The 22,516-nt window shown below is 73.0% G+C and carries 18 protein-coding genes; 3 read left to right on the top strand and 15 right to left on the bottom strand.

What is annotated here, in order from left to right:
- The first annotated feature begins 69 nt into the window (after positions 1-69).
- Positions 70-993, top strand: a complete 924-nt coding sequence (locus K7787_RS20765; RefSeq protein ID WP_164388321.1) for an AEC family transporter — start codon at positions 70-72, stop codon at positions 991-993.
- Positions 994-1,000: 7 nt separating this feature from the next.
- Here the strand turns inward: K7787_RS20765 and K7787_RS20760 are convergent, their stop codons facing one another.
- From K7787_RS20760 to K7787_RS20705, 12 genes are all read right to left on the bottom strand, one after another.
- The gene (locus K7787_RS20760) at positions 1,001-1,591 is read right to left on the bottom strand and encodes a Uma2 family endonuclease (RefSeq protein ID WP_009190300.1); all 591 of its coding nucleotides are present in this window, start codon (positions 1,589-1,591) and stop codon (positions 1,001-1,003) included.
- Between the two features lie 75 nt (positions 1,592-1,666).
- The gene (locus K7787_RS20755; protein WP_197073859.1) at positions 1,667-2,944 is read right to left on the bottom strand and encodes a thymidine phosphorylase; all 1,278 of its coding nucleotides are present in this window, start codon (positions 2,942-2,944) and stop codon (positions 1,667-1,669) included.
- Positions 2,945-3,055: 111 nt separating this feature from the next.
- A complete protein-coding gene (locus K7787_RS20750; RefSeq protein WP_164388318.1) occupies positions 3,056-3,457 on the bottom strand; it encodes a cytidine deaminase in 402 nt (133 codons plus the stop codon).
- Positions 3,454-4,740: an ABC transporter permease gene (locus K7787_RS20745; protein ID WP_164388317.1), complete on the bottom strand. Its 1,287-nt coding sequence runs from the start codon at positions 4,738-4,740 to the stop codon at positions 3,454-3,456. Before K7787_RS20745 ends, K7787_RS20750 begins: the two co-directional genes overlap by 4 nt.
- Positions 4,737-5,867, bottom strand: a complete 1,131-nt coding sequence (locus tag K7787_RS20740) for an ABC transporter permease (RefSeq protein ID WP_019981594.1) — start codon at positions 5,865-5,867, stop codon at positions 4,737-4,739. Before K7787_RS20740 ends, K7787_RS20745 begins: the two co-directional genes overlap by 4 nt.
- Entirely contained in the window at positions 5,864-7,390 is a 1,527-nt protein-coding gene (locus K7787_RS20735; protein ID WP_199292928.1) for an ABC transporter ATP-binding protein, read from the bottom strand. The genes K7787_RS20740 and K7787_RS20735 overlap by 4 nt, the downstream gene beginning before the upstream one ends.
- Positions 7,391-7,601: 211 nt before the next feature.
- Entirely contained in the window at positions 7,602-8,660 is a 1,059-nt protein-coding gene (locus tag K7787_RS20730) for a BMP family lipoprotein (protein ID WP_009190294.1), read from the bottom strand.
- 557 nt (positions 8,661-9,217) lie between these two features.
- The gene (locus K7787_RS20725; RefSeq protein WP_223002516.1) at positions 9,218-10,618 is read right to left on the bottom strand and encodes an amidohydrolase; all 1,401 of its coding nucleotides are present in this window, start codon (positions 10,616-10,618) and stop codon (positions 9,218-9,220) included.
- Positions 10,619-10,904: 286 nt separating this feature from the next.
- Entirely contained in the window at positions 10,905-12,104 is a 1,200-nt protein-coding gene (locus K7787_RS20720) for a hypothetical protein (RefSeq protein WP_223002515.1), read from the bottom strand.
- Between the two features lie 425 nt (positions 12,105-12,529).
- On the bottom strand, positions 12,530-13,468 hold the full coding sequence (locus K7787_RS20715) for an N-acetylneuraminate synthase family protein (protein ID WP_223002503.1): 939 nt from the start codon (positions 13,466-13,468) through the stop codon (positions 12,530-12,532).
- A 10-nt stretch (positions 13,469-13,478) separates the two neighbouring features.
- A complete protein-coding gene (locus K7787_RS20710) occupies positions 13,479-14,741 on the bottom strand; it encodes an N-acylneuraminate cytidylyltransferase (protein ID WP_223002514.1) in 1,263 nt (420 codons plus the stop codon).
- 503 nt (positions 14,742-15,244) lie between these two features.
- Positions 15,245-16,648, bottom strand: a complete 1,404-nt coding sequence (locus K7787_RS20705; protein WP_223002502.1) for a DUF6716 putative glycosyltransferase — start codon at positions 16,646-16,648, stop codon at positions 15,245-15,247.
- Positions 16,649-16,847: 199 nt separating this feature from the next.
- Here K7787_RS20705 and K7787_RS20700 point away from each other — a divergent pair, with 199 nt between their 5' ends.
- Positions 16,848-17,825: a glycosyltransferase family 2 protein gene (locus K7787_RS20700; RefSeq protein ID WP_223002501.1), complete on the top strand. Its 978-nt coding sequence runs from the start codon at positions 16,848-16,850 to the stop codon at positions 17,823-17,825.
- Positions 17,822-19,159: an alpha-2,8-polysialyltransferase family protein gene (locus tag K7787_RS20695; protein ID WP_223002500.1), complete on the top strand. Its 1,338-nt coding sequence runs from the start codon at positions 17,822-17,824 to the stop codon at positions 19,157-19,159. Before K7787_RS20700 ends, K7787_RS20695 begins: the two co-directional genes overlap by 4 nt.
- A 171-nt stretch (positions 19,160-19,330) precedes the next feature.
- Here K7787_RS20695 and leuE read toward each other — a convergent pair whose 3' ends face one another.
- The 3 genes from leuE to K7787_RS20680 form a co-directional block, all read right to left on the bottom strand.
- Complete coding sequence (gene leuE / locus K7787_RS20690) at positions 19,331-19,984, bottom strand: leucine efflux protein LeuE (protein ID WP_009190286.1); 654 nt, start codon at positions 19,982-19,984, stop codon at positions 19,331-19,333.
- A 77-nt stretch (positions 19,985-20,061) separates the two neighbouring features.
- Positions 20,062-20,634 carry a Uma2 family endonuclease gene (locus K7787_RS20685; protein ID WP_247721124.1) on the bottom strand — a complete coding sequence of 191 codons (573 nt, stop codon included), beginning with the start codon at positions 20,632-20,634 and terminating at the stop codon, positions 20,062-20,064.
- Between the two features lie 99 nt (positions 20,635-20,733).
- On the bottom strand, positions 20,734-22,314 hold the full coding sequence (locus K7787_RS20680) for an acyl-CoA mutase large subunit family protein (protein WP_223002498.1): 1,581 nt from the start codon (positions 22,312-22,314) through the stop codon (positions 20,734-20,736).
- Between the last annotated feature and the right edge of the window lie 202 nt (positions 22,315-22,516).

Here is a 22,516-nt window from a genome sequence, read left to right as displayed (position 1 = left end):
CCGCATGGCCCATGGATCAGCACCGCCCCGGATACCCGACGGCCTCCGCCCACTCCGGGAGGGGGCCGAGTGCGGGGGGTGCTGACCGGGTTCGCGGTCATCGCGGTGGTGATCGGCGTCGGCTACGCGATCGGGCGGCGCGGCTCGCTCGGCGAGCGGGGCGGGGAGGTGCTGACCAGGCTGGCGTTCCATGTGGCCACCCCGGCGCTGCTGTTCACGACGCTGGCCCGCGCGGACCTCGCGGTGGTGTTCTCCAGCCGGCTGCTGGTGACGGCGCTGAGCACGGCGGCCGCCGCGGGCGTCTTCGTGGCGGTGGGCGTCGTACGGCACTGGGGCGTGGGCCGGACCACCATCGGCGCCCTGTGCTCCAGCTACGTCAACTCGGGCAACCTCGGCATCCCCATCGCCGCGTACGTCCTGGGCGACGCCTCGCTGGTGGCGCCGGTGCTGCTGTTCCAGCAGATCGTGGTGACGCCCGTCGCGCTGACGGTGCTGGACCTGACGGGCGCGGGCGAGAAGGGCGGCCCGCTGTGGCGGCAGGTGCTGACCCCGCTGCGCAATCCGATCGCGGTGGGCGCGCTGAGCGGGGTGCTGGTCTCGGCGGCGGGCTGGAGGGTGCCGGGGCCGGTCATGGAGCCGCTGACCCTGATCGCGGGCATGTCCGTCCCGGCGGTCCTGCTGGCCTTCGGCATCGCCCTGCACGGCAGCGCGGCCCCCGGCCGCGGCCGGGACCGCCACCCGGTGCTGCTGTCGGTCGCCCTGAAGTCGGTGGGCCAGCCGCTGGCCGCGTGGGCGCTGGCGGCCGGCGTCTTCGGCCTGCACGGCGCGCCCCTGCTGGACGTGGTGGTCACCTCGGCCCTGCCCGCCGCCCAGAACCTCTTCACCTACGCCGGCCGCTACCAGGTGGGCGAGACCCTGGCCCGCGAGTCCATCCTCCTGTCCACCCTGCTCTCGGTCCCGGTCCTGGTGACGATCGCGGCGCTGCTGGGGTGAGGGGCGGTCAGTCGACCGGGAACTCGCTGGTGTCGATGACGAGGTCGAAGGGGGCGGGGAGCTTGATGGGCTCACCGAACTTGGCCGTCGCCAAGGGGCGGTAGACGTCGCCCTTCGGCTCTCCGTAGAGCGTTGTGGCGGGGCCGTCGGGGGCCCAGCGGTCGACCAGGAGGTAGAGCGGGATGCCTGCGGTGGCGTAGGCGGCGGGTTTGACCGTCCGGTCCTGTCGGGCCGTGGACCGCGAGGTGATCTCCATGACGAGGTGCGCGGCGGCGGCTTCGATGAAGTCGCCCTGTTCGTTCCATGGCACAGCTTCCGGCACTATGACGAGATCGGGCATGTACAGCCCGAGCCGGGAGGGCACAGCCACGGCCATGCGCTGATAGACGCCCCGAAATTCCGGAGCCCCCCGGCACAGGCGCCGGTGGACGCGGTCCGCGACCCTGTGATGGGAGACGGTGGCCAGAGGCGTCACGGTGACAAGTCCGTCGACGATCTCCACCCGACAGCCCTCCGGGACGTGCGTCCGCGTCCAGATCCACACGAGTTCGTCCCAGTCGCCGTCGGCCCTCAGGTGATCACCGTCGTACACGCCCATGGGCTCATCCAACATGCCGAACGGGACCGGTGGCGGTCCACCGGTCCCGTTCACTCGAAAGGAGAAAGCACCTGGTCAGGCGATGCGCTCCAGCACCACCGGGTTCGCCGTGAAGGGCGTGCCCGCCGGGGCGATGTCATAGGAGCCCTCCGTGGCCTGCAGGGCGTAGTCGAAGCGGTCCGGGGTGTCGGTGTGGAGGGTCATCAGGGGCCGGCCCGCCGTGACCGTGTCGCCGGGCTTGGCGTGGAGTTCGACGCCCGCGCCCGCCTGCACCGGGTCCTCCTTGCGGGCCCGGCCCGCGCCGAGCCGCCAGGCGGCGACGCCGATGTCGTAGGCGTCCAGGCGGGTCAGGACCCCGGAGGACGGGGCCGTGATGACGTGCTGTTCCTTCGCGGTGGGCAGGGCCGCGTCCGGGTCGCCGCCCTGGGCCGCGATCATCCGGCGCCAGACGTCCATGGCGGAGCCGTCGGCCAGGGCCTTCGCCGGGTCGGCGTCCTTCAGGCCGGCCGCGTCGAGCATCTCCCGGGCCAGGGCCAGGGTCAGTTCGACCACGTCGGCCGGGCCGCCGCCGGCCAGGACCTCCACGGACTCGCGGACCTCCAGCGCGTTGCCCGCCGTCAGACCCAGCGGGGTGGACATGTCGGTCAGCAGGGCGACCGTCCGCACGCCGTGGTCGGTGCCGAGGCCGACCATCGTGGCGGCCAGCTCACGGGCGTCCTCGATGGTCTTCATGAAGGCGCCGGAGCCGACCTTGACGTCCAGGACCAGCGAGCCGGTGCCCTCCGCGATCTTCTTGGACATGATGGAGGAGGCGATCAGCGGGATCGCCTCGACCGTGCCGGTCACGTCGCGCAGGGCGTAGAGCTTCTTGTCGGCGGGGGCGAGGCCGTCGCCCGCCGCGCAGATGACCGCGCCGACGCCGTCGAGCACCGACAGCATCTCCTCGTTGGACAGCAGCGCGCGCCAGCCGGGGATCGACTCCAGCTTGTCGAGGGTGCCGCCGGTGTGGCCGAGGCCGCGGCCGGACAGCTGCGGGACGGCCGCGCCGCAGGCGGCGACCAGCGGGGCCAGCGGCAGGGTGATCTTGTCGCCGACGCCGCCGGTGGAGTGCTTGTCGGCGGTGGGGCGGGACAGCGCGGAGAAGTCCATGCGCTCGCCGGAGGCGATCATCGCGGCGGTCCAGCGGGCGATCTCCCGGCGGTCCATGCCGTTGAGCAGGATGGCCATGGCGAGCGCGGACATCTGCTCGTCGGCGACCTCCCCGCGGGTGTACGCGTCGATGACCCAGTCGATCTGCTCGTCGCTGAGCGCGCCGCGGTCCCGCTTGGTGCGGATGACGGAGATGGCGTCCATGGCCATGGGGTTCGGTTCCTTCCGGTGGTGCGAAGGGGGGAGAAAAGGGTGAGGCCGGGGAAAAGAGTGCGGCCCCTCCGGCCGGGACGGGCGCGGAGGGGCCGCACGGTCTCACTTGGCGAGGTGGTCCGGGCCGAAGGCCTGCGGCAGCATCGCGGACAGCGGCAGGATGCCCTCGGGGGTCTCCAGCAGCATCCGCGGCCCGCCGAACTCGTACAGCAGTTGGCGGCAGCGCCCGCACGGCACCAGGATCTCGCCGCGGCCGTCCACGCAGGTGAAGTGGGTCAGCCGGCCGCCGCCGCTGTTCTGCAGCTGGGAGACGAGACCGCACTCGGCGCACAGGCCGATCCCGTAGGAGGCGTTCTCGACGTTGCAGCCGGTGACGGTGCGGCCGTCGTCGACCAGGGCGGCGACGCCGACCGGGTAGCCCGAGTAGGGGGCGTAGGCGCGGGACATCGCCGCGCGCGCCTCCTCGCGCAGTGCCGCCCAGTCGACCGTCGTCTCCTGTGTCACTTGCCCTGTCCCTTCCGGTAGCGCAGTCCGTCCGCCTTGGGCATCCGCAGCCGCTGCGCGGACAGCGACAGCACCAGCAGGGTGACGACGTACGGGGTGGCGCCCACGAAGTCGCTGGGGACCTCGTCGGTGAGCAGGTACCAGACCAGGACGAGCGCGGCCATGACGGCGCTGATCACACCCTGCCACAGCGCCTTGCGGTAGAGCTTCCAGCCGGCCAGCGCGGCCAGCAGCACGACCAGCAGGAGCAGCAGCGCGTGCACGGTCTCGCCGCCGTTGCGCAGCTGGAGGGCGTCGGAGAAGCCGAACAGGCCCGCGCCCATCGCCAGGCCGCCCGGACGCCAGTTGCCGAAGATCATCGCCGCGAGGCCGATGTAGCCGCGGCCGCCGGTCTGGCCCTCCAGGTAGGTGTGCGAGGTGACCAGGGCGAGGAAGGCGCCGCCGAGTCCGGCCAGACCGCCGGAGACGGCCACGGCCGCGTACTTGTAGGTGTAGACGTTGACGCCGAGGGACTCGGCGGCGACCGGGTTCTCGCCGCAGGAGCGCAGCCGCAGTCCGAACGGGGTGCGCCACAGCAGCCACCAGCTGCCGACGAACAGCACCACGGCGAGGATCGTCACCACGGACAGGTTGGTGACCAGGCCGCCGAGGATGCCGGCGAGGTCGGAGACCAGGAACCAGTGGTGCTTCTCCAGCGACGCGAGACCGTCGGACAGGCCGGGCACGGTGACGTGCGGCAGGGTGTCCGCGGGCGGCGACTGCTTGGGGTTGCCGCCCGCCTCGGCCGCGTCGCCGTCGGCGAAGAACAGCTTGGCGAGGTACTGGGTGGCGCCGAGCGCGAGCAGGTTGATGGCGACGCCGGAGACGATGTGGTCGACGCCGAAGGTGACGGTGGCGACGGCGTGCACGAGGCCGCCGAGGACGCCGAAGCCGATGCCGCACAGCAGGCCGAGCCAGGGGCTGGACTGCCAGCCGATCCAGCCGGCCCCGAAGGTGCCGAGGATCATCATGCCCTCGAGGCCGATGTTGACCACGCCGGACCGCTCGGACCACAGACCGGCGAGACCGGCGAGGCCGATCGGGACGGCGAGGCCGAGCGCGGCGCTGATCTGGCCGGCCGAGTCGAGCTGGTCGGCGCCGGTGATCACGCGGACGGCGGCGACGAGCAGCAGGGCGCCGGCGACGATCATCAGGATCTGGCCGAACGAGCGCCCCGAACGCTGGTTTCCGGCGCCGGCCTTGGGGGCCACGGGCGGCGGCGCGTCGGTCATCGTGGCAGTCATCCCGCCACCTCCTGCTTCGTCTGAGGAGCACGGGCCTGGGCGGCGAGTTCGGCGCCGACCCGCTGCTGCTGGCGCTTGAGGCCGTAGCGGCGGACGACCTCGTAGGCGATCACGACGCACAGGACGATGACGCCCTGGATCACGCCGAGGATCTCCTTGTCGTAGCCCTGGAACTCCAGGTGGTTCGTGGTGCGCTCCAGGAAGCCCCACAGCAGGGCGCCGAGCGCGATGCCGATCGGGTGGTTGCGGCCGAGCAGCGCGATGGCGATGCCGGTGAAGCCGATGCCCGCCGGGAAGTCGTTGCTGAACTGGTGGCTGTCGTTGAGCAGGGTCGGCATGCCGATCAGACCGGCCACCGCGCCCGAGATGACCATGCTGGTGGCGATCATCTTCTTCACCGACACACCGCTGGCGGCGGCCGCGCTCTCGGACTGGCCCACGGTGCGCAGGTCGAAGCCGAAGCGGGTGCGGCCGAGCAGGAACCAGTAGGCGACGCCGACGATCGCGGCGATCACGATGAAGCCCCACAGCTCACCGGCCGGACCGGCGTCGATGGTGAAGAAGTACGACGACGTGGGCAGCGGCTTGGTGGAGACCAGGGTGCCGCCCTGCTGGAGTTCGCCGAGCTTCCCGGGCTGGAGCAGGTAGGCGATGATCGCGGTGGCGATCGAGTTCAGCATGATGGTCGCGATGACCTCGCTGACGCCGCGGGTCACCTTCAGGACGCCGGCGACGGCCGCCCACAGGGCGCCGGTCGCCATGGCGCACAGGATGATCAGCGGGACGGCGATCCAGCCGGGCGCGGTGAGCGCGCCGCCGAGGACGGCGGCCACGAACGCGGCGAGCCGGTACTGGCCGTCGACGCCGATGTTGAACAGGTTCATCCGGAAGCCGATGGCGACGGCGACGCCGGCGAGGTAGTACGTCGTCGCCTTGTTCAGGATGTAGACCTGGCTGTCGCTGGCGGAGCCGTAGGTCACCATGTCGCTGAAGGCGTCGAACGGGTTCTTGCCGGTCGCGAGGATCACCAGCGTGGTGACGACGAGCGCGGCCACGACCGCCAGCAGCGGCGCCGCGATCCCGAGGAGCAGCCGCTCCTTGTCGATGCGTGAGGTCAGCTTCTTCATCGCTCGTCGTCCTCTGTCTGCTCCAGGTGGCCGGTCGCGGCGCCCGTCATGGCGGAGCCCAGCGCCTCGGGGGTGACCGTGGCGGGGTCGGCGTCGGCGACCAGACGCCCGCGGTACATCACCCGCAGGGTGTCGGACAGCCCGATCAGCTCGTCCAGGTCCGCGGAGATCAGCAGCACGGCCAGGCCCTCGCGGCGGGCCTCGCGGATGTGGTCCCAGATCGCGGCCTGCGCGCCGACGTCCACACCGCGGGTGGGGTGGGCGGCGATGAGCAGCTTGGGGTGGTGGCTCATCTCGCGGCCGACGATCAGCTTCTGCTGGTTGCCGCCGGACAGCGAGGCCGCGGTGACGTCGATGCCCGGGGTGCGGACGTCGTACGCCTCGACGATCCGCTGGGTGTCGGCGCGGGCTCCCTTGATGTCCAGCAGCGGGCCGCGCGAGTTGGGCCGCTCGGCGACGTGGCCGAGGATGCGGTTCTCCCACAGCGGCGCCTCCAGGAGGAGGCCGTGGCGGTGGCGGTCCTCGGGGATGTAGCCGATGCCGGCCTGGCGGCGGTCGCGGGTGGAGACGTGGGCGATGTCGGCGTCGTCCAGCGTGATGGTGCCGGACTCGGGCCGGCGGATGCCCATGATGGCCTCGACCAGTTCGGACTGGCCGTTGCCCTCCACGCCGGCGATGCCGAGGACCTCGCCCTTGCGGATGGTGAAGGAGACGTCGTCCAGGATGATCCGCTCGACGCCGTCCAGGTCGCTCTGGGTCAGGCGCAGGCCGTCCACCGTGAGCATCGGGACGTCCGTGACGGTGGACTCCTCGGTCTCCGGGGTGGGCAGTTCGCTGCCGACCATCAGCTCGGCGAGCTGGCGGGGGGTGGTGCCGCGGGGCTCGACGGTGGCGACGGTGGTGCCGCGCCGGATGACGGTGATGTCGTCGGCGACGGAGAGGACCTCGCCCAGCTTGTGGGAGATGAAGATGACGGTGAGGCCTTCGGCCTTCAGCTCGCGCAGGTTGTCGAAGAGGGCCTCGACCTCCTGCGGCACGAGGACGGCAGTCGGCTCGTCCAGGATGAGCGTCTTGGCGCCGCGGTAGAGGACCTTGAGGATCTCCACGCGCTGGCGGTCGGCGACGCCCAGCTCCTCCACCAGGACGTCCGGGCGGACGTTCAGGCCGTAGGCGTCGGAGATCTCCTTGATCCGGGCGCGGGCCTTGCCGCCGATGCCGTACGCCTTCTCCGCGCCGAGGACGACGTTCTCCAGGACGGTGAGGTTGTCGGCGAGCATGAAGTGCTGGTGGACCATGCCGATGCCGCGGGCGATGGCGTCGCCGGGGTTGTTGAGCACGACCTGTTCGCCGCCCACCGTGATGGTGCCCTCGTCCGGCTGCTGCATGCCGTAGAGGATCTTCATCAGGGTGGACTTGCCGGCGCCGTTCTCGCCGCACAGCGCGTGGACGGTGCCGGTGCGGACGGTGATGTCGATGTCGCGGTTGGCGACGACGCCGGGGAAACGCTTGGTGATGCCGCGCAGTTCGACGGCAGCGGGAGGGCTGGACGCGTTGATGGCGCACTCTCCTCGGGGAAAGGGGCTGCGTGGGGAGGGCAGGCGTCGGCGACGCTAGCGCGGCAACTCGATGCTACACGCGTAGAGTTGACACATTGTTATGGCTCGGCGCGGGGGGCGTTCGAAGCCGGCGCCCCCCGCGCCGAGCCTGGGTCCGACGACGTCCGGGACCGTCAGGTCACGGAGTGGTCTTGACCTTGATCGAGCCGTCGACGATCTTCTTCTTCGCCGCGTCCAGCTTGGACTGGATGTCGGTCAGGAAGCCGCCGCTGGTGGACAGCGAGACGCCCTCCTTGGCCAGCGAGTACACGCTGTTGCCGGTCACCGGCTTGCCGTCGTGCACGGACTTGATGAGGTCGTAGACGCCGACGTCGACGTTCTTGACCACGGAGGTCAGGATCGAGTTCTTGTACTTCGCCAGACCCGGGACGTTGTACTGGTCGGAGTCCACGCCGATGGCCCAGGCGCCCTTGACGCCGCTGACGGCCTCGATCGCGCCGTTGCCGGAGGAGCCGGCCGCCGAGTAGATGACGTCGGCGCCCTTGTCGAGCATGCCCTGCGCGGCTTCCTTGCCCTTGTCGGGGCTGGCGAAGCCGGAGGTGTCCGAGCCGTGGGACAGGTACTGGGTGTCGACCTTGATCTTCGGGTTGGTGTCCTTGACGCCCTGGACGTAACCCGCCTCGAACTTCTTGATCAGCGGGACGTCCACGCCGCCGATGAAGCCGACGTGGTCCTTCTTGGTCTTCAGCGCCGCCGCGACACCGGCGAGGTAGGAGCCCTGCTCCTCGGTGAAGGTGATGCTGTCGACGTTCTTGCCGTTCACGACCGAGTCGACGATGCCGAAGGTGGTCTTCGGGTACTTCGCGGCGACCTTGGTCAGCGAGGGGGCGTAGGCGTAACCGATGGCGACGATCGGGTTGTAGCCCGCGTCCGCCAGGTCCGACAGCCGCTGCTCGCGGTCGGCCTCGGTGTCGGAGGTCTTCGCGGTCAGCTCCTTGACGGAACCGCCGAACTCCTTCTCGGCCTTGTCAGCGCCGCGCGCGGCGGAGTCGTTGAAGGACCGGTCACCACGACCGCCGACGTCGTAGGCGAGACCGATCTTGACGCCCTTGCCGCCGTCGGAGGACGACGAGCTGCTGGAGTCGTTGTCGGAGGAGGTGCTGCCACAGGCGGTGGCAGTCAGTGCGAGTGCTGCGGAGGCGATACACGCAGCGGAAAGCTTGGCAACCCGGCGCACGGGAAGGCTCCTTCACCTGACCTGAGCGCCGTTTCGGCGCTTGATGTGAGCACCGTTGCGATGCTCTGACCGAGGCGCCCTGGCGGCGTCGGCCGTGGCATCGTAACGCGCGTAGATGTCAGAAAAAGACCTCTTCCAAAGCCGTTATCGATTCGAGGCAAACGGCGTCTGAACGCGGGGTCCGGTGCTTGTGGGGCACGGGTTGCGCACACCGCGCGAAGCGCTCGCGCCCGGCCTGCGGGGGCGGTGCGGCTTGGCCGGAAACGGACCCTTTCGGGGGCGGGTGCGGTGTGGATGCAGGGCGGGTGCCCTGTGGATTCGTGGCGGGTGCGCTGTGGATGCAGGGCGGGTGCGCTCTGCGTCCGGCACCGGGCGGGATCTGGGCCCGGGCGGGTGCGCCTGGGCCGCGCCGGCTCGGGGGCAGGGGCGGGGGGCCGTCCGGTGCGGCGGGCCGGGGGTGGTGGTCTGCCGCTTCGCGGGCCGGTCGGGCGCAGGGGTGCCTGCTCGGAGGGTGTGCCCCCGGCGGCCGGGGCGTTCGTGGGCCGCGGGGGCGGTCGTCAGTGGGTCGGGTGGAGGAGGGCCGCGGCCGTGAAGAGTTCCACGCCCACCCTGATCGCGGACTCGTCCGCGTCGAAGTCGCCCTGGTGGAGGTCGCGCAGGGTGCGCTCGCCGGGGGTGCGCACGCCGAGGCGGGCCATCGCGCCGGGCACGTGTTCGAGGTACCAGGAGAAGTCCTCGCCGCCGAGGCTCTGCTCGGTGCCCTCCACGGAGTCCGCGCCGCGCCGGACCGTCATGGCGGCGCGCAGCAGTTCGGTGGCCTCCGGCTCGTTGACGACCGGCGGCACCCCGCGCACGTAGTTGATCTCCGACTTGGCCTTGTGCAGGTTGGCGACCTCGTCGATCGCGGCGACCACGATGTCCGGCGCGTGCCGCCAGGCGTTGATGTCCAGGCAGCGCACCGTGCCGGCCAGCTCGGCGTGCTGCGGGATGACGTTCGGGGCGTGCCCGGACTCGATCCGGCCCCAGGTCACGGCGAGCCCGGCGCGGGTGTCGATCCGGCGGCCGACCAGGGCGGGCACGTCGGTGACGACGCGGGCGGCGGCGGTGACGAGGTCGGTCGTCAGGTGCGGTCGGGCGCTGTGCCCGCCGGGGCCGTCCAGCGAGACCTCCAGCCGGTCGCAGGCGGAGGTGATCGCGCCCTGCCGCAGCCCGATCATCCCGGCGTCCACCCGCGGGTCGCAGTGCACGGCGAGGATGCGGCCCACGCCCTTCAGCACGCCCGCCTTGATCGCCTCGGCCGCGCCGCCGGGCAGCACCTCCTCGGCCGGCTGGAACACCAGCCGCACCGGCCGGGGCAGCAAGCCCCTGCGGTGCAGGTCGGCCAGGACGAGGCCGGCGCCGAGCACGACGGTGGTGTGCACGTCGTGGCCGCAGGCGTGCGCCCGGTCGGGGACCGTGGAGCGGTACGGGCACTCGGTCTTGCTGTCCGGGATGGGCAGCGCGTCGATGTCGGCGCGCAGGGCGAGGACGCCGAGCGGGGCGGAGGCGTCCACGGCCGTGCCGCCGGCTCCCGCAGCGGACGCGGCGGTCACGCCGGTCACGCCGGTCACGGGCGGCATGGGAGGCTCGCCGGTCACGCCGGGCTCGCCGGGCACCGGGGGCGCGGCGGAGTCGCCCGGTGCGGCCGTGCCGTCGCCGCCCGCGGCGGGACCGGCCGTCCCGTCGATGTCACCGATGTCGCAGACGAGTCCCGTCCCGGAGGGAAGCACCCGCGGCGCCAGCCCGGCCTTCTCCAGGCGCGCCTTGATCGCGGCGGTGGTGCGGAACTCCTGGTTGCCGAGTTCCGGATGCATGTGCAGGTCGCGACGGAACGCGACGAGTTCGGCGAACAGCGCCTCCGGCAGCGTGCCGGGAAGGACGGTTTCCGCGGGGAGATCGACCTCGGACTCTGGGGACATCAGTTGCTTCACCCTCTGAAGGGTATGACGCCGGGGCGGTCAACTGACCCTCGATCAAGAAAAGTTCAGCCCGTTAGGGGAAGAAAAACCGGCCGCGGACGCATGACGGTCTACGGGGCTGGGTACACTCGTCCGCCTTGCGTGGCCGAGCGGATCTCGGGATCCCCGGGACCGGCGCACCCGCCTCGTCCTTGGCACCCGCCCCACTGTTCTTTTCTCCACGCATACCACGCTTCGCCACCGCCACGCGCGCGATGTCCGGCAACCGGACCACCCGCGAACCGGGTCACGCCGGGCTCACCACCGCCAGGCGGTGGACGTCCCGGGCCGTGCCCGTGACCCCGGACAGGAAGCCCTGGGCGCGAGGGGAGGCGGTGGCGGTGAGCCAGGTCGGGTCGATGTCGCAGACGGCGACGCGCACCGGGGTGCCGGCCAGGGCGCGGGGCAGCGTGTGGACGACTGTGGAGGGAAAGCTGAGGACCGTACGGCCGATCGGGCCGCGCCGGGCGATCAGCTCCAGCGGAAGGTCGGGGCGTACCACCTCCAGACCGGTCTCCACGGCCAGCCGGTGCAGTTTGTCCGCGCTCTCGCGGCGGTGGGCGAAGTACCGGGTCGCGCCGTGGGCCTCGGCGAGGGCGCGGACGGCGTCGAGGTAGCGGTCGCCGTCCACCACGCCCGTCTCGACCAGGGAGGTGCCGACCAGGTCGGCGCCGGAGGTGAGGCGGGGCGGGCCGAAGCGGGCGCGGGTCCAGGCGAAGTCGTTGTCGCCGACGACGACGCCGTCCGGGATCTCGTCGATCGGCATGGCGGAGAAGACCTCCACCCGGCGGCCCCGGCCGCTCCCGCTCCCCTCCGGGGTGAGCCGGCGCCGGGCGGCGGCCGAGACGGGGGCGAACAGCAGGTCCCGCGGGCTGAGCCGGCCGCCCTTGCGGTGCCAGCGCACCAGGCGCTCGCCGCGGGCGAGCTGGGCGACGAACTCCATCGTCGCCGTGCCGTCGTCCACGACCACCAGGTCGCGGGCGCGGGTGATGGTCAGCAGGAGCTGCACGTAGCGGGAGAACGGGTCGCCCATCACCACCCGCTCGGCCCGGCGCAGCAGGCGGCGCAGCCCGCCGACGGTCCGGAACGGCGCGGTGGCCCCGCCGCGCGCCTCCTCCCAGCGGACCTCGTGGCCCTCCTCCCGGGCCAGCTCGGCCATCCGCCGCAGTTGCCCGCGGGTCATCGGGTCGGTCGGGGAGAGCACGACGAAGGTGACGCGCGGTGCGGGGGCCGCCTTGTCGTCCGCGTCCGCGCGGCCGGCCGCCCGGCGTCGCGACTGCGCCGGGATCAGCCCGCCGAAGCGCCCCGCCCGGCCGACCGGCACGGCCGCCCCGACGGGATCGGCGCCGTCCGGGGCGGTGCGGGACGCGTCGGGGCCGGCGGCGGCCGGCGCCGGGGCCGCGTCCCGGACACGGCGGGCCGCGGAGGCCGCCTCGGCCGCAGCGATCCCGAGGGCCGCGGGTGCCGCGTCCGCGGCACCGCCCGCGCCCGCGGCGAGAGCTTCGGCGCCCGCGTCGTCCGGGGCGCCCGCGGCCGCCCCGCCGCCGGGGCCCGCCCCGGCCGCACCGCCGGCGGCCGTCCTTTCCCCGGCGCCCGACGGCGCCCCCGCCCCCGCGCCGGAGTCCCGCGGCTGCGGCCCGTCCGGGGCGGACGCGTCGTCCCGCAGGGCCCGTATGCCCCTGGCGTCCCCCGCGCCGCGGGAGTCCCGTGGCGCGCGGGCGGCACGTGACAGGCCCTGGGCGTGGGCCCACTCCAGGACGTTGAGGAGCTGGACGGGGCTCTCGACGAAGGCGAGGGTGTGGGAGCTCATCGACGCACGACCGTTCCGTCGTAAGGGGCCGTAAGGGGGTGGGGGTACCGGCCGGGCCGGGCTCAGACCGCGACCGGCTCGCCCGCCGCGGCGGCGATCTCCGCCTCGGCGACGACCCCGGTCACCCGGCGCAGTTTCTTCATCGGGCCCAGCTCGGAGTCGTAGACCTTCTTCACGCCGTCGCCCAGGGAGGCCTCGATCACGCGGATGTCGCGCACCAGGCGCTCCAGGCCCTGCGGCTCCACCGAGGCGGCCTGGTCGGAGCCCCACATCGCGCGGTCCAGGGTGATGTGCCGCTCGACGAAGACCGCGCCGAGGGCGACGGCGGCCAGCGTGGTCTGCAGGCCGGTCTCGTGGCCGGAGTAGCCGATCGGGACGTTCGGGTACTCCTTCTCCAGCGTGTTGATCACGCGCAGGTTCAGCTCCTCGGCCTTGGCCGGGTAGGTGGACGTGGCGTGGCAGAGCAGGATGTTGTCCGAGCCCAGGACCTCGACGGCGTGGCGGATCTGGCGCGGGGTGGACATGCCGGTGGAGAGGATGATCGTGCGGCCGGTGGCGCGCAGCGCGCGCAGCAGGTCGTCGTCGGTGAGGGAGGCGGAGGCCACCTTGTGGGCGGGCACGTCGAACTTCTCCAGGAAGGCGACGGCCTCGGTGTCCCACGGGGAGGCGAACCAGTCGATCCCCTTCTGCTTGCAGTGGGCGTCGATCCGGCGGTACTCGTCCTCGCCGAACTCCACGCGGTGGCGGTAGTCGATGTACGTCATCCGGCCCCAGGGGGTGTCGCGCTCGATGTCCCACTGGTCGCGCGGGGTGCAGATCTCGGGGGTGCGCTTCTGGAACTTCACGGCGTCGCAGCCGGCCGCGGCGGCCACGTCGATCAGCTTGAGGGCGTTGTCGACGTCGCCGTTGTGGTTGATGCCGATCTCGCCGGTGATGTAGACGGGGCGGCCGGGGCCGGCCTCGCGGGCGCCGAGGGTGCGGATGCGGGAGGCGGTGCTCATGGCGGGGGCCTTACTTGCTGGTGGGGGGGTGGGGGGGGGGGGGGGGTGCGGCCGGGGTCAGCGAGGGGCCGAGGAGCCAGCCGGCGATCTCCCGGACGGCTCCGTCGCCGCCGGGGACGGTAGTGACGGCGCGGGCGGCGCCGCGTACGGCGTCGTGGGCGCCGGCGACGGCCACGGGCCAGCCGACGAGGGCGAAGCAGGGCAGGTCGTTGACGTCGTTGCCGACGTAGAGCACGCGCTCGGGCGCGATGCCCTGTTCCTCGCACCACTGCTTGAGCGCGAGGTCCTTGCGGTCGATGCCGTGCAGCACGGGCAGCTTCAGCTTGCGGGCGCGGGCGGCGACGACCGGGTTCTGCTCGGTGGACAGGATCAGCAGCGGCAGGCCGCTTCTGCGCAGGGCGGCGATGCCGAGGCCGTCGCCGCGGTGGACGGAGACGAACTCGCGTCCGTCGGAGTCGATCAGCACCCGGTCGTCGGTCTGGGTGCCGTCGAAGTCGAGGACGACCGCGTCGACGTCTGCGAGCGTCGGCAGGGCGCCGCGCCGGCCGGCGTTGAGGAGGGGGGCGAGGGCGCGGGCGCGGGCCAGGTCGTGCGGGTCGTCGATCTCCAGGACGCGGGCCGGGTCGGTGCGCACGAGTTCGGTGCGGCCGAAGAAGCGGTGGCGGTGCGCGCGGAAGCCCTCGGCGGTCATCGCGTAGGCGGCGCCGGTCTCCAGCAGGTCCTGGGGGCGGTCCTGGCGGCGGGGGCGGACGGACTTGTCGTGGTTGACGCCGTAGCCGCCGCCGACGGCCGCGGCGGCCTCCGGGACGCCGCCGGCCGCGGCCTCGTCCTCGGCGTCGCGCCAGACGAAGCCGTGGAAGGGGGCGACGGTGACGGCGGTGTCGGCGCCGTCCTCGACGATCGCGCGGGCGACCCCGTCGACGTCCTCGCGGGCGAGGAACGGGCTGGTGCACTGGACGAGGAGGACGACGTCCACGCGGGCGCCGTGCAGCGCCTCGTGGGCGTCCAGGGCGTGCAGTACGGCCGCCTCGGAGGTGGCCGTGTCGCCGGCTATCGCCGCCGGGCGCGACACCACTTCGGCGCCGGCCCCGCGGGCCGCCGCGGCGATGGCGGCGTCGTCGGTGGAGACGACCACGTCGGTCACCAGGCGGGCGGCGCGGCACTCGCGCACGGCGCGGGCGACCAGCGGCACGCCGCCCACGGGCGCGAGGTTCTTGGCGGGCACGCCCTTGGAGCCGCCGCGCGCGGGTATGACGGCGAGCACCCGCGGCACGGAGGCGCCCGGCCCGGCCGCCGGTCCGACGGGCTCCGGCCGCGTCCCCGCGGAGAGCGCCGCCGCGGGACAGCCGCCCACCGGGGCGCCTGCCTCCGGGGCGTCTGCCTCCGGGGCGTCTGTCTGCGGAGCGCCTGCGGAGGGGGTGTCCGCCGCCCGCCGCGCCGCGGCGGGGAGCGGCCCGGCCGGGCGGCCCGCAGCCGGGGCGCCCGTCTCCGAAGCGTCGGCCTCCAGGGCGTCGGCCTCCGGAGCGCCTGCCGCCGGGGTGTCCGCCGCCGGTCGCGACGCCTCGGAAGGCGGCCCGACCAGGTGACCCGCCGCCGCGACGCCCGTCTCCAGGACGGCCGGCTCCCGGGCGGCCGGCTCCCGGGCGGCCGGCTTCGCGTGGGCCGCTGCCGGTTCGTCCGCCGTCGAGCGGTTCGGTTCCAGGTGGGGCATGCGGGCTGCTCCTTGTCGTGGGGCCGGGGTGCCGTGCGCGGTGCGCCGCGGGGCCGGGGGGCGGGTCACAGCTCGCCCATGCGCCGGATGACGGGGGCGACGCGCTGCACGCCGTGCCGGTAGGCGCCGCGGGCGGCCCGGCGCACGATCTGCCGGACCGGGCCGGGCTCCCGCCCGGCGGCCGGGGCGCCCGGCAGCGGGGCGCCGTCGGGGCCGAGGTGGTGGCGGGCGAGGATGCCGGGCAGATAGCCGGGCGCGGTCGCCGCCGTGTAGTACGGGTCGAGGGGCGCCAGCCCGCCGGGAGCCGCGAGCAGCTTCGCGATGCGTTCGCGGGCCGCGTCGAAGGCGGTGGCGTACGCCTCTCCCTCACCCGGGGAGTCGCCGTCGGAGCCGCCCGCGGCCACGCCCTGCCGGGCCAGCCACTGCTCGTCGGGGACCGGGCGGTGTCCGGCGTCCAGCTGTTCCCAGGAGGCGAGGCAGCCGGAGCCGGTGAAGTGGTGGTTGCCGAGCGCCTCGCGCACCCCGAGGTCGGTGAGGACGGCGGTGGGGATACGGCGGTGCAGCGCCTCCAGCGCGGCCGTGGAGCTGACCGTGACCAGCAGGTCGGTGCGGTCCAGGACCGTGCCCATGTGGCCGTAGACGAGGCGCAGGTTGGGCGGCAGGTCGGTCTTCTGCGCCAGCTTCTGGTAGGGCAGTTCCTCGATGTGGGTGGTGTGCTCGCCGGGCCGGGAGCGCAGCTTCAGCAGCACCTCGCGCTCGGGGTGCAGCCGGGCGTGCCGGATCAGCCGCTCCAGCAGGTACGCGCGGTCCGCGCGGCCGGCCGGGACGGAGGGCTGCGCGGCGAACACCACCGTGTACGGGTCGTTCGGCCCGGCGTAGGGCGTGCCGCCGAGGAACGGCAGCGCCACCTCGGTGACCGCCGAGGCGTCGGCGCCCACCCCCTCGTACACGGCCCGGAACCGCTCCGCGTCCTGGCGGGAGTTGGCGAGGACGAGGTCCGCGCCGTGGCGCAGCAGCAGACCGTCGGCGAGCTTCTCGTAGACGACGCCGACGTAGCCGGTGACGACGACGGGCCGCCGCGCGCGCTCCCGCCACACCCGCTTCAGCCCGTGCAGCATCGCCTGCACACCGCCGCCCACCAGGGCGAGCACGAGGACGTCGTACGGCTCCTCGCCGTCGGCGTCGGCCGCCATGGCGTGCAGGAACTCGACGGCGGTCACCTCGCGCAGCGAGTCGGCGCGGACGCCGACCTCCGTCAGCTGGCGGGGGGTGGGGGTGGCTCGGCCCCGCAGGAGGTATCCGTCGAGGCGGAGGCCCGGTTCACCCGGTGCGGACGGTCCGGCCGTGTCGGCCGGGCCCTCCGGCGGGGCGGAAACGACGCGGGACGCGGTGAGCGCGCCCCATTTCCACCGGGTGTCGGAATCCGCGAGAACGGCGACCCGCCGGGTCTTCTTCGTTCTTGCTGGCACGTCGAAGACCGTAGGAAGGCATTTCTAGGTCCGGCCCAACCCGGCGGCAACAAACGGTTAACAGCACACCGCCGGACGGCGAATCGGCCCCGGATCGGCGGTGCGCGAGGACCGGTTCACGGCATCGCCACGCGTCGTTCACCCCGGGTCCAACTGCGGGTAAAGACGCAGGCGGGAGCCAGGTCATAGCGTCGCCCACGTGGTCAAACTCTCCGTCATCGTGCCGTGCTACAACGTGCAGCAATACGCGCCCGACACTTTGCGCAGCCTGCGGGCGAACGCGCGCGACGATTTCGAATTCATCCTCGTCGACGACTGCTCACGTGACGAGACACCGGACATTCTCGCGCGCGCGGAACGCGAACTGCCGGGCGCGGTGTACGTCCGCCATGAACGGAACGGAGGGCTGGCGACCGCGCGCAACACCGGGATCGACCGGGCGCGCGGCGAGTACCTGACCTTCCTGGACGGCGACGACTGGCTCGCACCGGGCTACTACGAGCGCCTCCTCGCGGCGATCGAGGACCTGGGCTGCGACTTCGTGCGCACCGACCACGTCCAGTGCACCGGCCGGGCGCGCACGGTGCACCGGGTGCCGCACGGCCGGCGCTCGGTGGTGCTGGACCCGCGCTCGGCGATCCTGCCCGCCGACCGCTCCACCTCCGTCGACTACCCCTACGCCTGGGCGGGGATCTACCACCGCCGCCTGGTCGACCGGGGCCTGCTGCACTTCACGGACGGCCTGCGCACGGCCGAGGACCGGCCGTGGATCTGGCGGCTGCACCGGCGGGCGGAGTCCTTCGCCGTGGTGGGGCTGCTCGGCGTGCACTACCGGCGCGGGGTCGCCTCCTCGCTCACGCAGATCGGCGACGTGCGCCAGCTGGACTTCATCCGCGCCTTCGACCAGGTCGTCGCGGAGACCGCCGAGGACCGGGACGCGGACCGGCTGCTGCCCAAGGCGGTCCGTACCTACTGCGCGATCATCTCCCATCATCTGGGCACCATCGAGAGGTTCGAACCGGCGGTGGCACGGAAACTGAAGTCGCTGAGCGCGACCGCCCTGCGGCGCATGCCGCAGGACGTCCTGGACGCGGCGCTGGACTCCATGGACGTACAGCGGGCGAGCCGGCTGCGCCGGCTGCGCCGCCGCCCGGTCGCGACGGGGGCCGCCGCGTGAGGACGCAGATCTTCCTGGCGTCGACGCTGTACGGCGCCGCCACGCTCGCCGCCGCCCTCGACTCCGACCGCTTCGCGGCGGCCGACCGACGGATCCTGCTCGTCTGCAACAACGCGGCGACGCCCGAGACCACGGCCCCGCTGGACGAGCTGCCCGGCTTCGAGCGGCTGCGGGACCGGTTCGACGAGGTGCTGTCGTGGAACGAGACCATCTCGCCCTTCCACCCCTCCGGCTGGGCGCCCCGCCCGGACGACGTGCCGCTGTGGGAGCGGTATCTGCGGCTGCTGTGGCGTCTCGGTGACGACCGTGTCGAGCTGGCCGTCGAGTCGATCCAGGTCAATCCGGCGCTCGCCGTCTGCCAGATCTTCACCGGCGCGCCCGTCACGGTCTACGCCGACGGCCTGATGAGCTACGGCCCCACCCGCAACAAGATCGACCCGCTGGTCGGCACCCGGATCGACCGGCTGCTGCACCTGGACCTGGTGCCGGGGCTCAGGCCGGTGCTGCTCACCGAGTTCGGCGTCGAGCCCGAACTCGTGCCCACCGACGCCTTCTTGAAGGTGCTGGCCGATCTCGGCGACACCGCGCCCGAGTCGCCCGGCCTGCCGGAGGAGCCGGCGCTGCTGCTCGGGCAGTACCTGGCCGCGCTCGACATCCTCACCGCCGAGGAGGAAGAGGACCTGCACGTGCGGATGCTGCGCGGCGTGGTCGGACTCGGCCACACCCGGGTGGTGTTCAAACCGCACCCGTCCGCACCGGCCCGCTGGTCGCGGGCGCTGGAGCGGGAGGCCGAGCGGCTCGGCGCCGAACTGACGGTGCTGGACGCCCCGGTCCTCGCCGAGGTGCTGTACCAGCGCGTCCGTCCGGCGCTGGTCGCCGGCTGCTTCTCCACCGGGCTGTTCACCGCCGCCGCGCTCTACGGGCTGCCGGTCGCCCGCACCGGCACCGGCACGCTGCTGGAGCGGCTGACGCCGTACGAGAACAGCAACCGCGTCCCGGTGACGATCGTGGACGCGCTGCTGCCCGACCTGGACGACGCCGAGGCGGTGACCGGGCAGCGGCGGGGCATGACCGTCGAGGAGCTGACGGAACTGGTCGAGGCGGTGTCGTTCGCGATGCAGCCGAAGATCCGCCCGGACCTGCGCCCGGCCGCCGAACGGTACCTGGCCGCGCAGCTGGACGGGCACACCCGCCGCTACTTCAAGCGCCGCCGCCTCACCTCGCTGGCGCTGCCCGGCGGGGTCCCGACGCAGCTGGCCTTCATACCGCGCAACGCGACGGTACGGCGGATGGCGCGGCGCGCCCGCGCCCTGGGGCGGGCGGTGGGGCGCTGACGGCGCGGGCGCCGGACGCGGGAGCTTCGGCGGGCGGGGGCGCGGGAGCTTCCCGGGTCGGCGGGAGCCGCTACAGGCGGGCGGAAGACTTCCCGGACCGGCGCGCGGGCGGCGCGGGCCGGTCCGGGAAGGCCCCCGCGGGCGATCCGGGCCGCCCCGCGCCACTGGGCGCTACGCGCTCGCCAGCGACAGCTTGACCGCGAACCCGAGGAACAGCGCGCCCGCCGCCGAGGTCGCCCACGCCGACAGGCGCTTGCGGCGGCGGAAGGCGGCGGCGAGCTTGGTGCCGCCGAAGATCAGGGCGGTGAGGTAGAGGAAGCTGGCGACCTGTGCGAAGGCGCCGAGGACGACGAAGGACACGGCCGGGTAGGCGTAGCCCGGGTCCACGAACTGCACGAAGAAGGCGACGAAGAACAGGATCGCCTTGGGATTGAACAGGCTGACCACGAAGGCGCGGCGGTAGGGCCGCTCGTCGGTGGCCGCGGGGGCGGTGACGGCCTCCTCCACGGACCGCTCGCGCCGCGTCCGCCACATCGACCAGGCGGCCCGCAGCATCCCGATCGCGAGCCAGGTGAGATAGCCGGCGCCGGCGTACTTCACGATCCCGAACAGCACGTCGTTGGCCTGGAGCAGGGAGGCGACCCCGGCGGCCGAGAGGGTCATCAGCACGGTGTCCCCGCACCAGACGCCGGCCGCGGCGGTGTAGCCGGCCCGTACGCCGCGCCGCGCGGCCACGGAGAGCACGTAGAGCGAGTTGGGGCCGGGGAGCAGGACGATGAGGACGAGGCCCGCCAGATAGGTGGGGAGATCGATGACGCCGAACATGGCAGGGAGTGTCGCACGCGAGTACGACACGGCGGGAGGGGTTTCGCGAGGCGAGACGGGGTGCGGGGGGCGGCGGGTCAGCCGTCGCCGTCGAGGAGGGCGTCGACGGAGAGTTCCGCGGAGACGCCGACGGACTCCGGGACGGGCACGAACTGGCCGCGCTTGAAGCGCTCGGGGGCGGGATACGCGCCGTCGACCGGGTCGGTGTAGAGGAGGACCTCGTCGTGCTTGCGGTCGGCGATCACGTAGACGGGCACACCCGCCCGCGCGTAGGTGTCGACCTTGGTGGCCGTGTCGTTGGTCCAGTTGGACGACGTGACTTCCAGGACCAGGCGGAAGACATGGGGCGCGTAGCAGTTCTTCTCGACGAGCGCGCCCTTGTAGTCGTCGTCGACGAGTGAGAAGTCCGGCACCGCGTAGTCCTCGGGCCCGCTCGGCAGCCACAGGCCGACGCCCTGGAGAAACAGGAGACCCGCCTTTCTGGCCTGAGCCCTCGAGAACTCCTCGATGAGCCAGGTCAACGTTTCCTGATGCGAGCCATCCGGCGGCGGTGTCACGACAATGCTCCCGTTGAGGATCTCCACCCGGTGACCGGGCAGCTCCTCCCAGAGCCGGTCGGCAGCATCGGCGAGCGACGACTCGTGCAGCATCACAGCCACGGCACCCTCCTTCCGGAAGCACTCTCCACGAGAGTAACCGGCAACGGGCGGTTTCCGCCCCCGATCACTCATTCGAGGGATCACCGCAGCTCAGAAGGCATCCGCAGGAACGTGACTCCCCCACACCTCGCGCAGCGCCCCGCACACCTCGCCCACCGTGGCGCGGGCGCGCAGGGCTTCCTTCATGGGGTACAGGACGTTGTCCTCGCCGCCGGCGGCCTTCTTCAGGGCGGCGAGGGCGGCCTCGACCGCCCGGCCGTCGCGGCCCGCGCGCAGGGCGGCCAGGCGCTCGGCCTGCCGGGCCTCGATCGCCGGATCGACGCGCAGCGGCTCGTACGGCTCCTCCTCGTCCAGCCGGAAGCGGTTGACGCCGACGACGACCCGCTCGCCGGAGTCGGTCTCCCGGGCGACGCGGTAGGCGCTGCGCTCGATCTCGCCCTTCTGGAAGCCGCGCTCGATCGCGGCCACCGCGCCCCCGAGGTCCTCCACCCTGCCCATCAGGTCCAGCGCGGCGGCCTCGACCCGGTCGGTCAGCGTCTCGACGGCGTAGGAGCCGGCGAACGGGTCGACGGTGGCGGTCACGTCCGTCTCGTGGGCGAGGACCTGCTGGGTGCGCAGGGCGAGCCGGGCGCTCTTGTCGGTGGGCAGGGCGATGGCCTCGTCGAAGGAGTTGGTGTGCAGCGACTGAGTGCCGCCGAGGACGGCCGCCAGCGCCTGGACGGCGACGCGGACCAGGTTCACCTCGGGCTGCTGCGCGGTCAGCTGCACGCCCGCCGTCTGGGTGTGGAAGCGCAGCATCCACGACTTGGGGTTCCGCGCGCCGAACTCCTCCCTCATGACGCGGGCCCAGATGCGGCGGGCCGCGCGGAACTTGGCGACTTCCTCCAGGATCGTCGTGCGGGCGACGAAGAAGAAGGACAGCCGGGGCGCGAAGTCGTCCACGTCCATGCCGGCCGCGACCGCCGTGCGCACGTACTCGACGCCGTCGGCGAGCGTGAACGCGATCTCCTGCACGGGCGAGGCGCCGGCCTCCGCCATGTGGTAGCCGGAGATCGAGATGGTGTTCCACCTCGGGATCTCGGCCTTGCAGTACTTGAAGATGTCCGCGGTCAGCCGCAGCGACGGCTTGGGCGGGAAGATGTACGTCCCGCGCGCGATGTACTCCTTCAGCACGTCGTTCTGGATCGTGCCGGTGAGCTTGTCCGCGCTCACGCCCTGCTCCTCGGCGACCAGCTGGTACAGCAGGAGCAGCAGCGCGGCGGGCGCGTTGATCGTCATGGACGTGGAGACCCGGTCCAGCGGGATGCCGTCGAACAGCACCCGCATGTCGTCGATCGAGTCGATCGCCACGCCCACCTTGCCGACCTCGCCGTGCGCGAGGGGGGCGTCGGAGTCGTGGCCCATCTGGGTGGGCAGGTCGAAGGCGACGGACAGGCCCGTGGTGCCGTGCGCGATGAGCTGCCGGTAGCGGGCGTTGGACTCGGCGGCCGTGCCGAAGCCGGCGTACTGGCGCATGGTCCAGGGGCGGCCGGTGTACATCGTCGGGTACACCCCGCGGGTGAACGGGTACGCGCCGGGCTCGCCCAGTTTCCCGGCCGGGTCCCAGTCGGCGAGGGCGTCCGGGCCGTAGACCGGCTCGATGGGCAGTCCCGACTCCGACTCGCGCGCCATGGTGTGCCTCCGCGTCCTGGGGTCGAGGGGTCTTGCGCCCACCGGCCGGTTCCCGTCTCTCTGTCGATTCCCCCCTTTCCCCGTGGTTCACCGCCGCTCACGCATGGGGAGGAATCCGGGGGACGACCGAAGCGGCGGCGGTCGCGGCGCGCGGGCGCCGGACGCCGGGGAGACTGCGGGGGCGGTATGCGGATCGTTGGGG

Source organism: Streptomyces sennicomposti, assembly GCF_019890635.1.
Lineage (GTDB): Bacteria > Actinomycetota > Actinomycetes > Streptomycetales > Streptomycetaceae > Streptomyces > Streptomyces sennicomposti.
Note: the sequence above shows the minus strand (reverse complement) of the source record. Positions and strands in the feature narration are given on the sequence as shown.

Excerpts from the sequence above, each read along its gene's own strand:
- K7787_RS20760 (WP_009190300.1), bottom strand. The coding sequence starts at position 1,591 with ATGGGCGTGTACGACGGTGATCACCTGAGGGCCGACGGCGACTGGGAC.
- K7787_RS20755 (WP_197073859.1), bottom strand. The coding sequence starts at position 2,944 with ATGGACGCCATCTCCGTCATCCGCACCAAGCGGGACCGCGGCGCGCTC.
- K7787_RS20745 (WP_164388317.1), bottom strand. The coding sequence starts at position 4,740 with ATGACTGCCACGATGACCGACGCGCCGCCGCCCGTGGCCCCCAAGGCC.
- K7787_RS20740 (WP_019981594.1), bottom strand. The coding sequence starts at position 5,867 with ATGAAGAAGCTGACCTCACGCATCGACAAGGAGCGGCTGCTCCTCGGG.
- K7787_RS20725 (WP_223002516.1), bottom strand. The coding sequence starts at position 10,618 with ATGTCCCCAGAGTCCGAGGTCGATCTCCCCGCGGAAACCGTCCTTCCC.
- K7787_RS20715 (WP_223002503.1), bottom strand. The coding sequence starts at position 13,468 with ATGAGCACCGCCTCCCGCATCCGCACCCTCGGCGCCCGCGAGGCCGGC.
- leuE (WP_009190286.1), bottom strand. The coding sequence starts at position 19,984 with ATGTTCGGCGTCATCGATCTCCCCACCTATCTGGCGGGCCTCGTCCTC.
- K7787_RS20685 (WP_247721124.1), bottom strand. The coding sequence starts at position 20,634 with ATGCTGCACGAGTCGTCGCTCGCCGATGCTGCCGACCGGCTCTGGGAG.
- K7787_RS20680 (WP_223002498.1), bottom strand. The coding sequence starts at position 22,314 with ATGGCGCGCGAGTCGGAGTCGGGACTGCCCATCGAGCCGGTCTACGGC.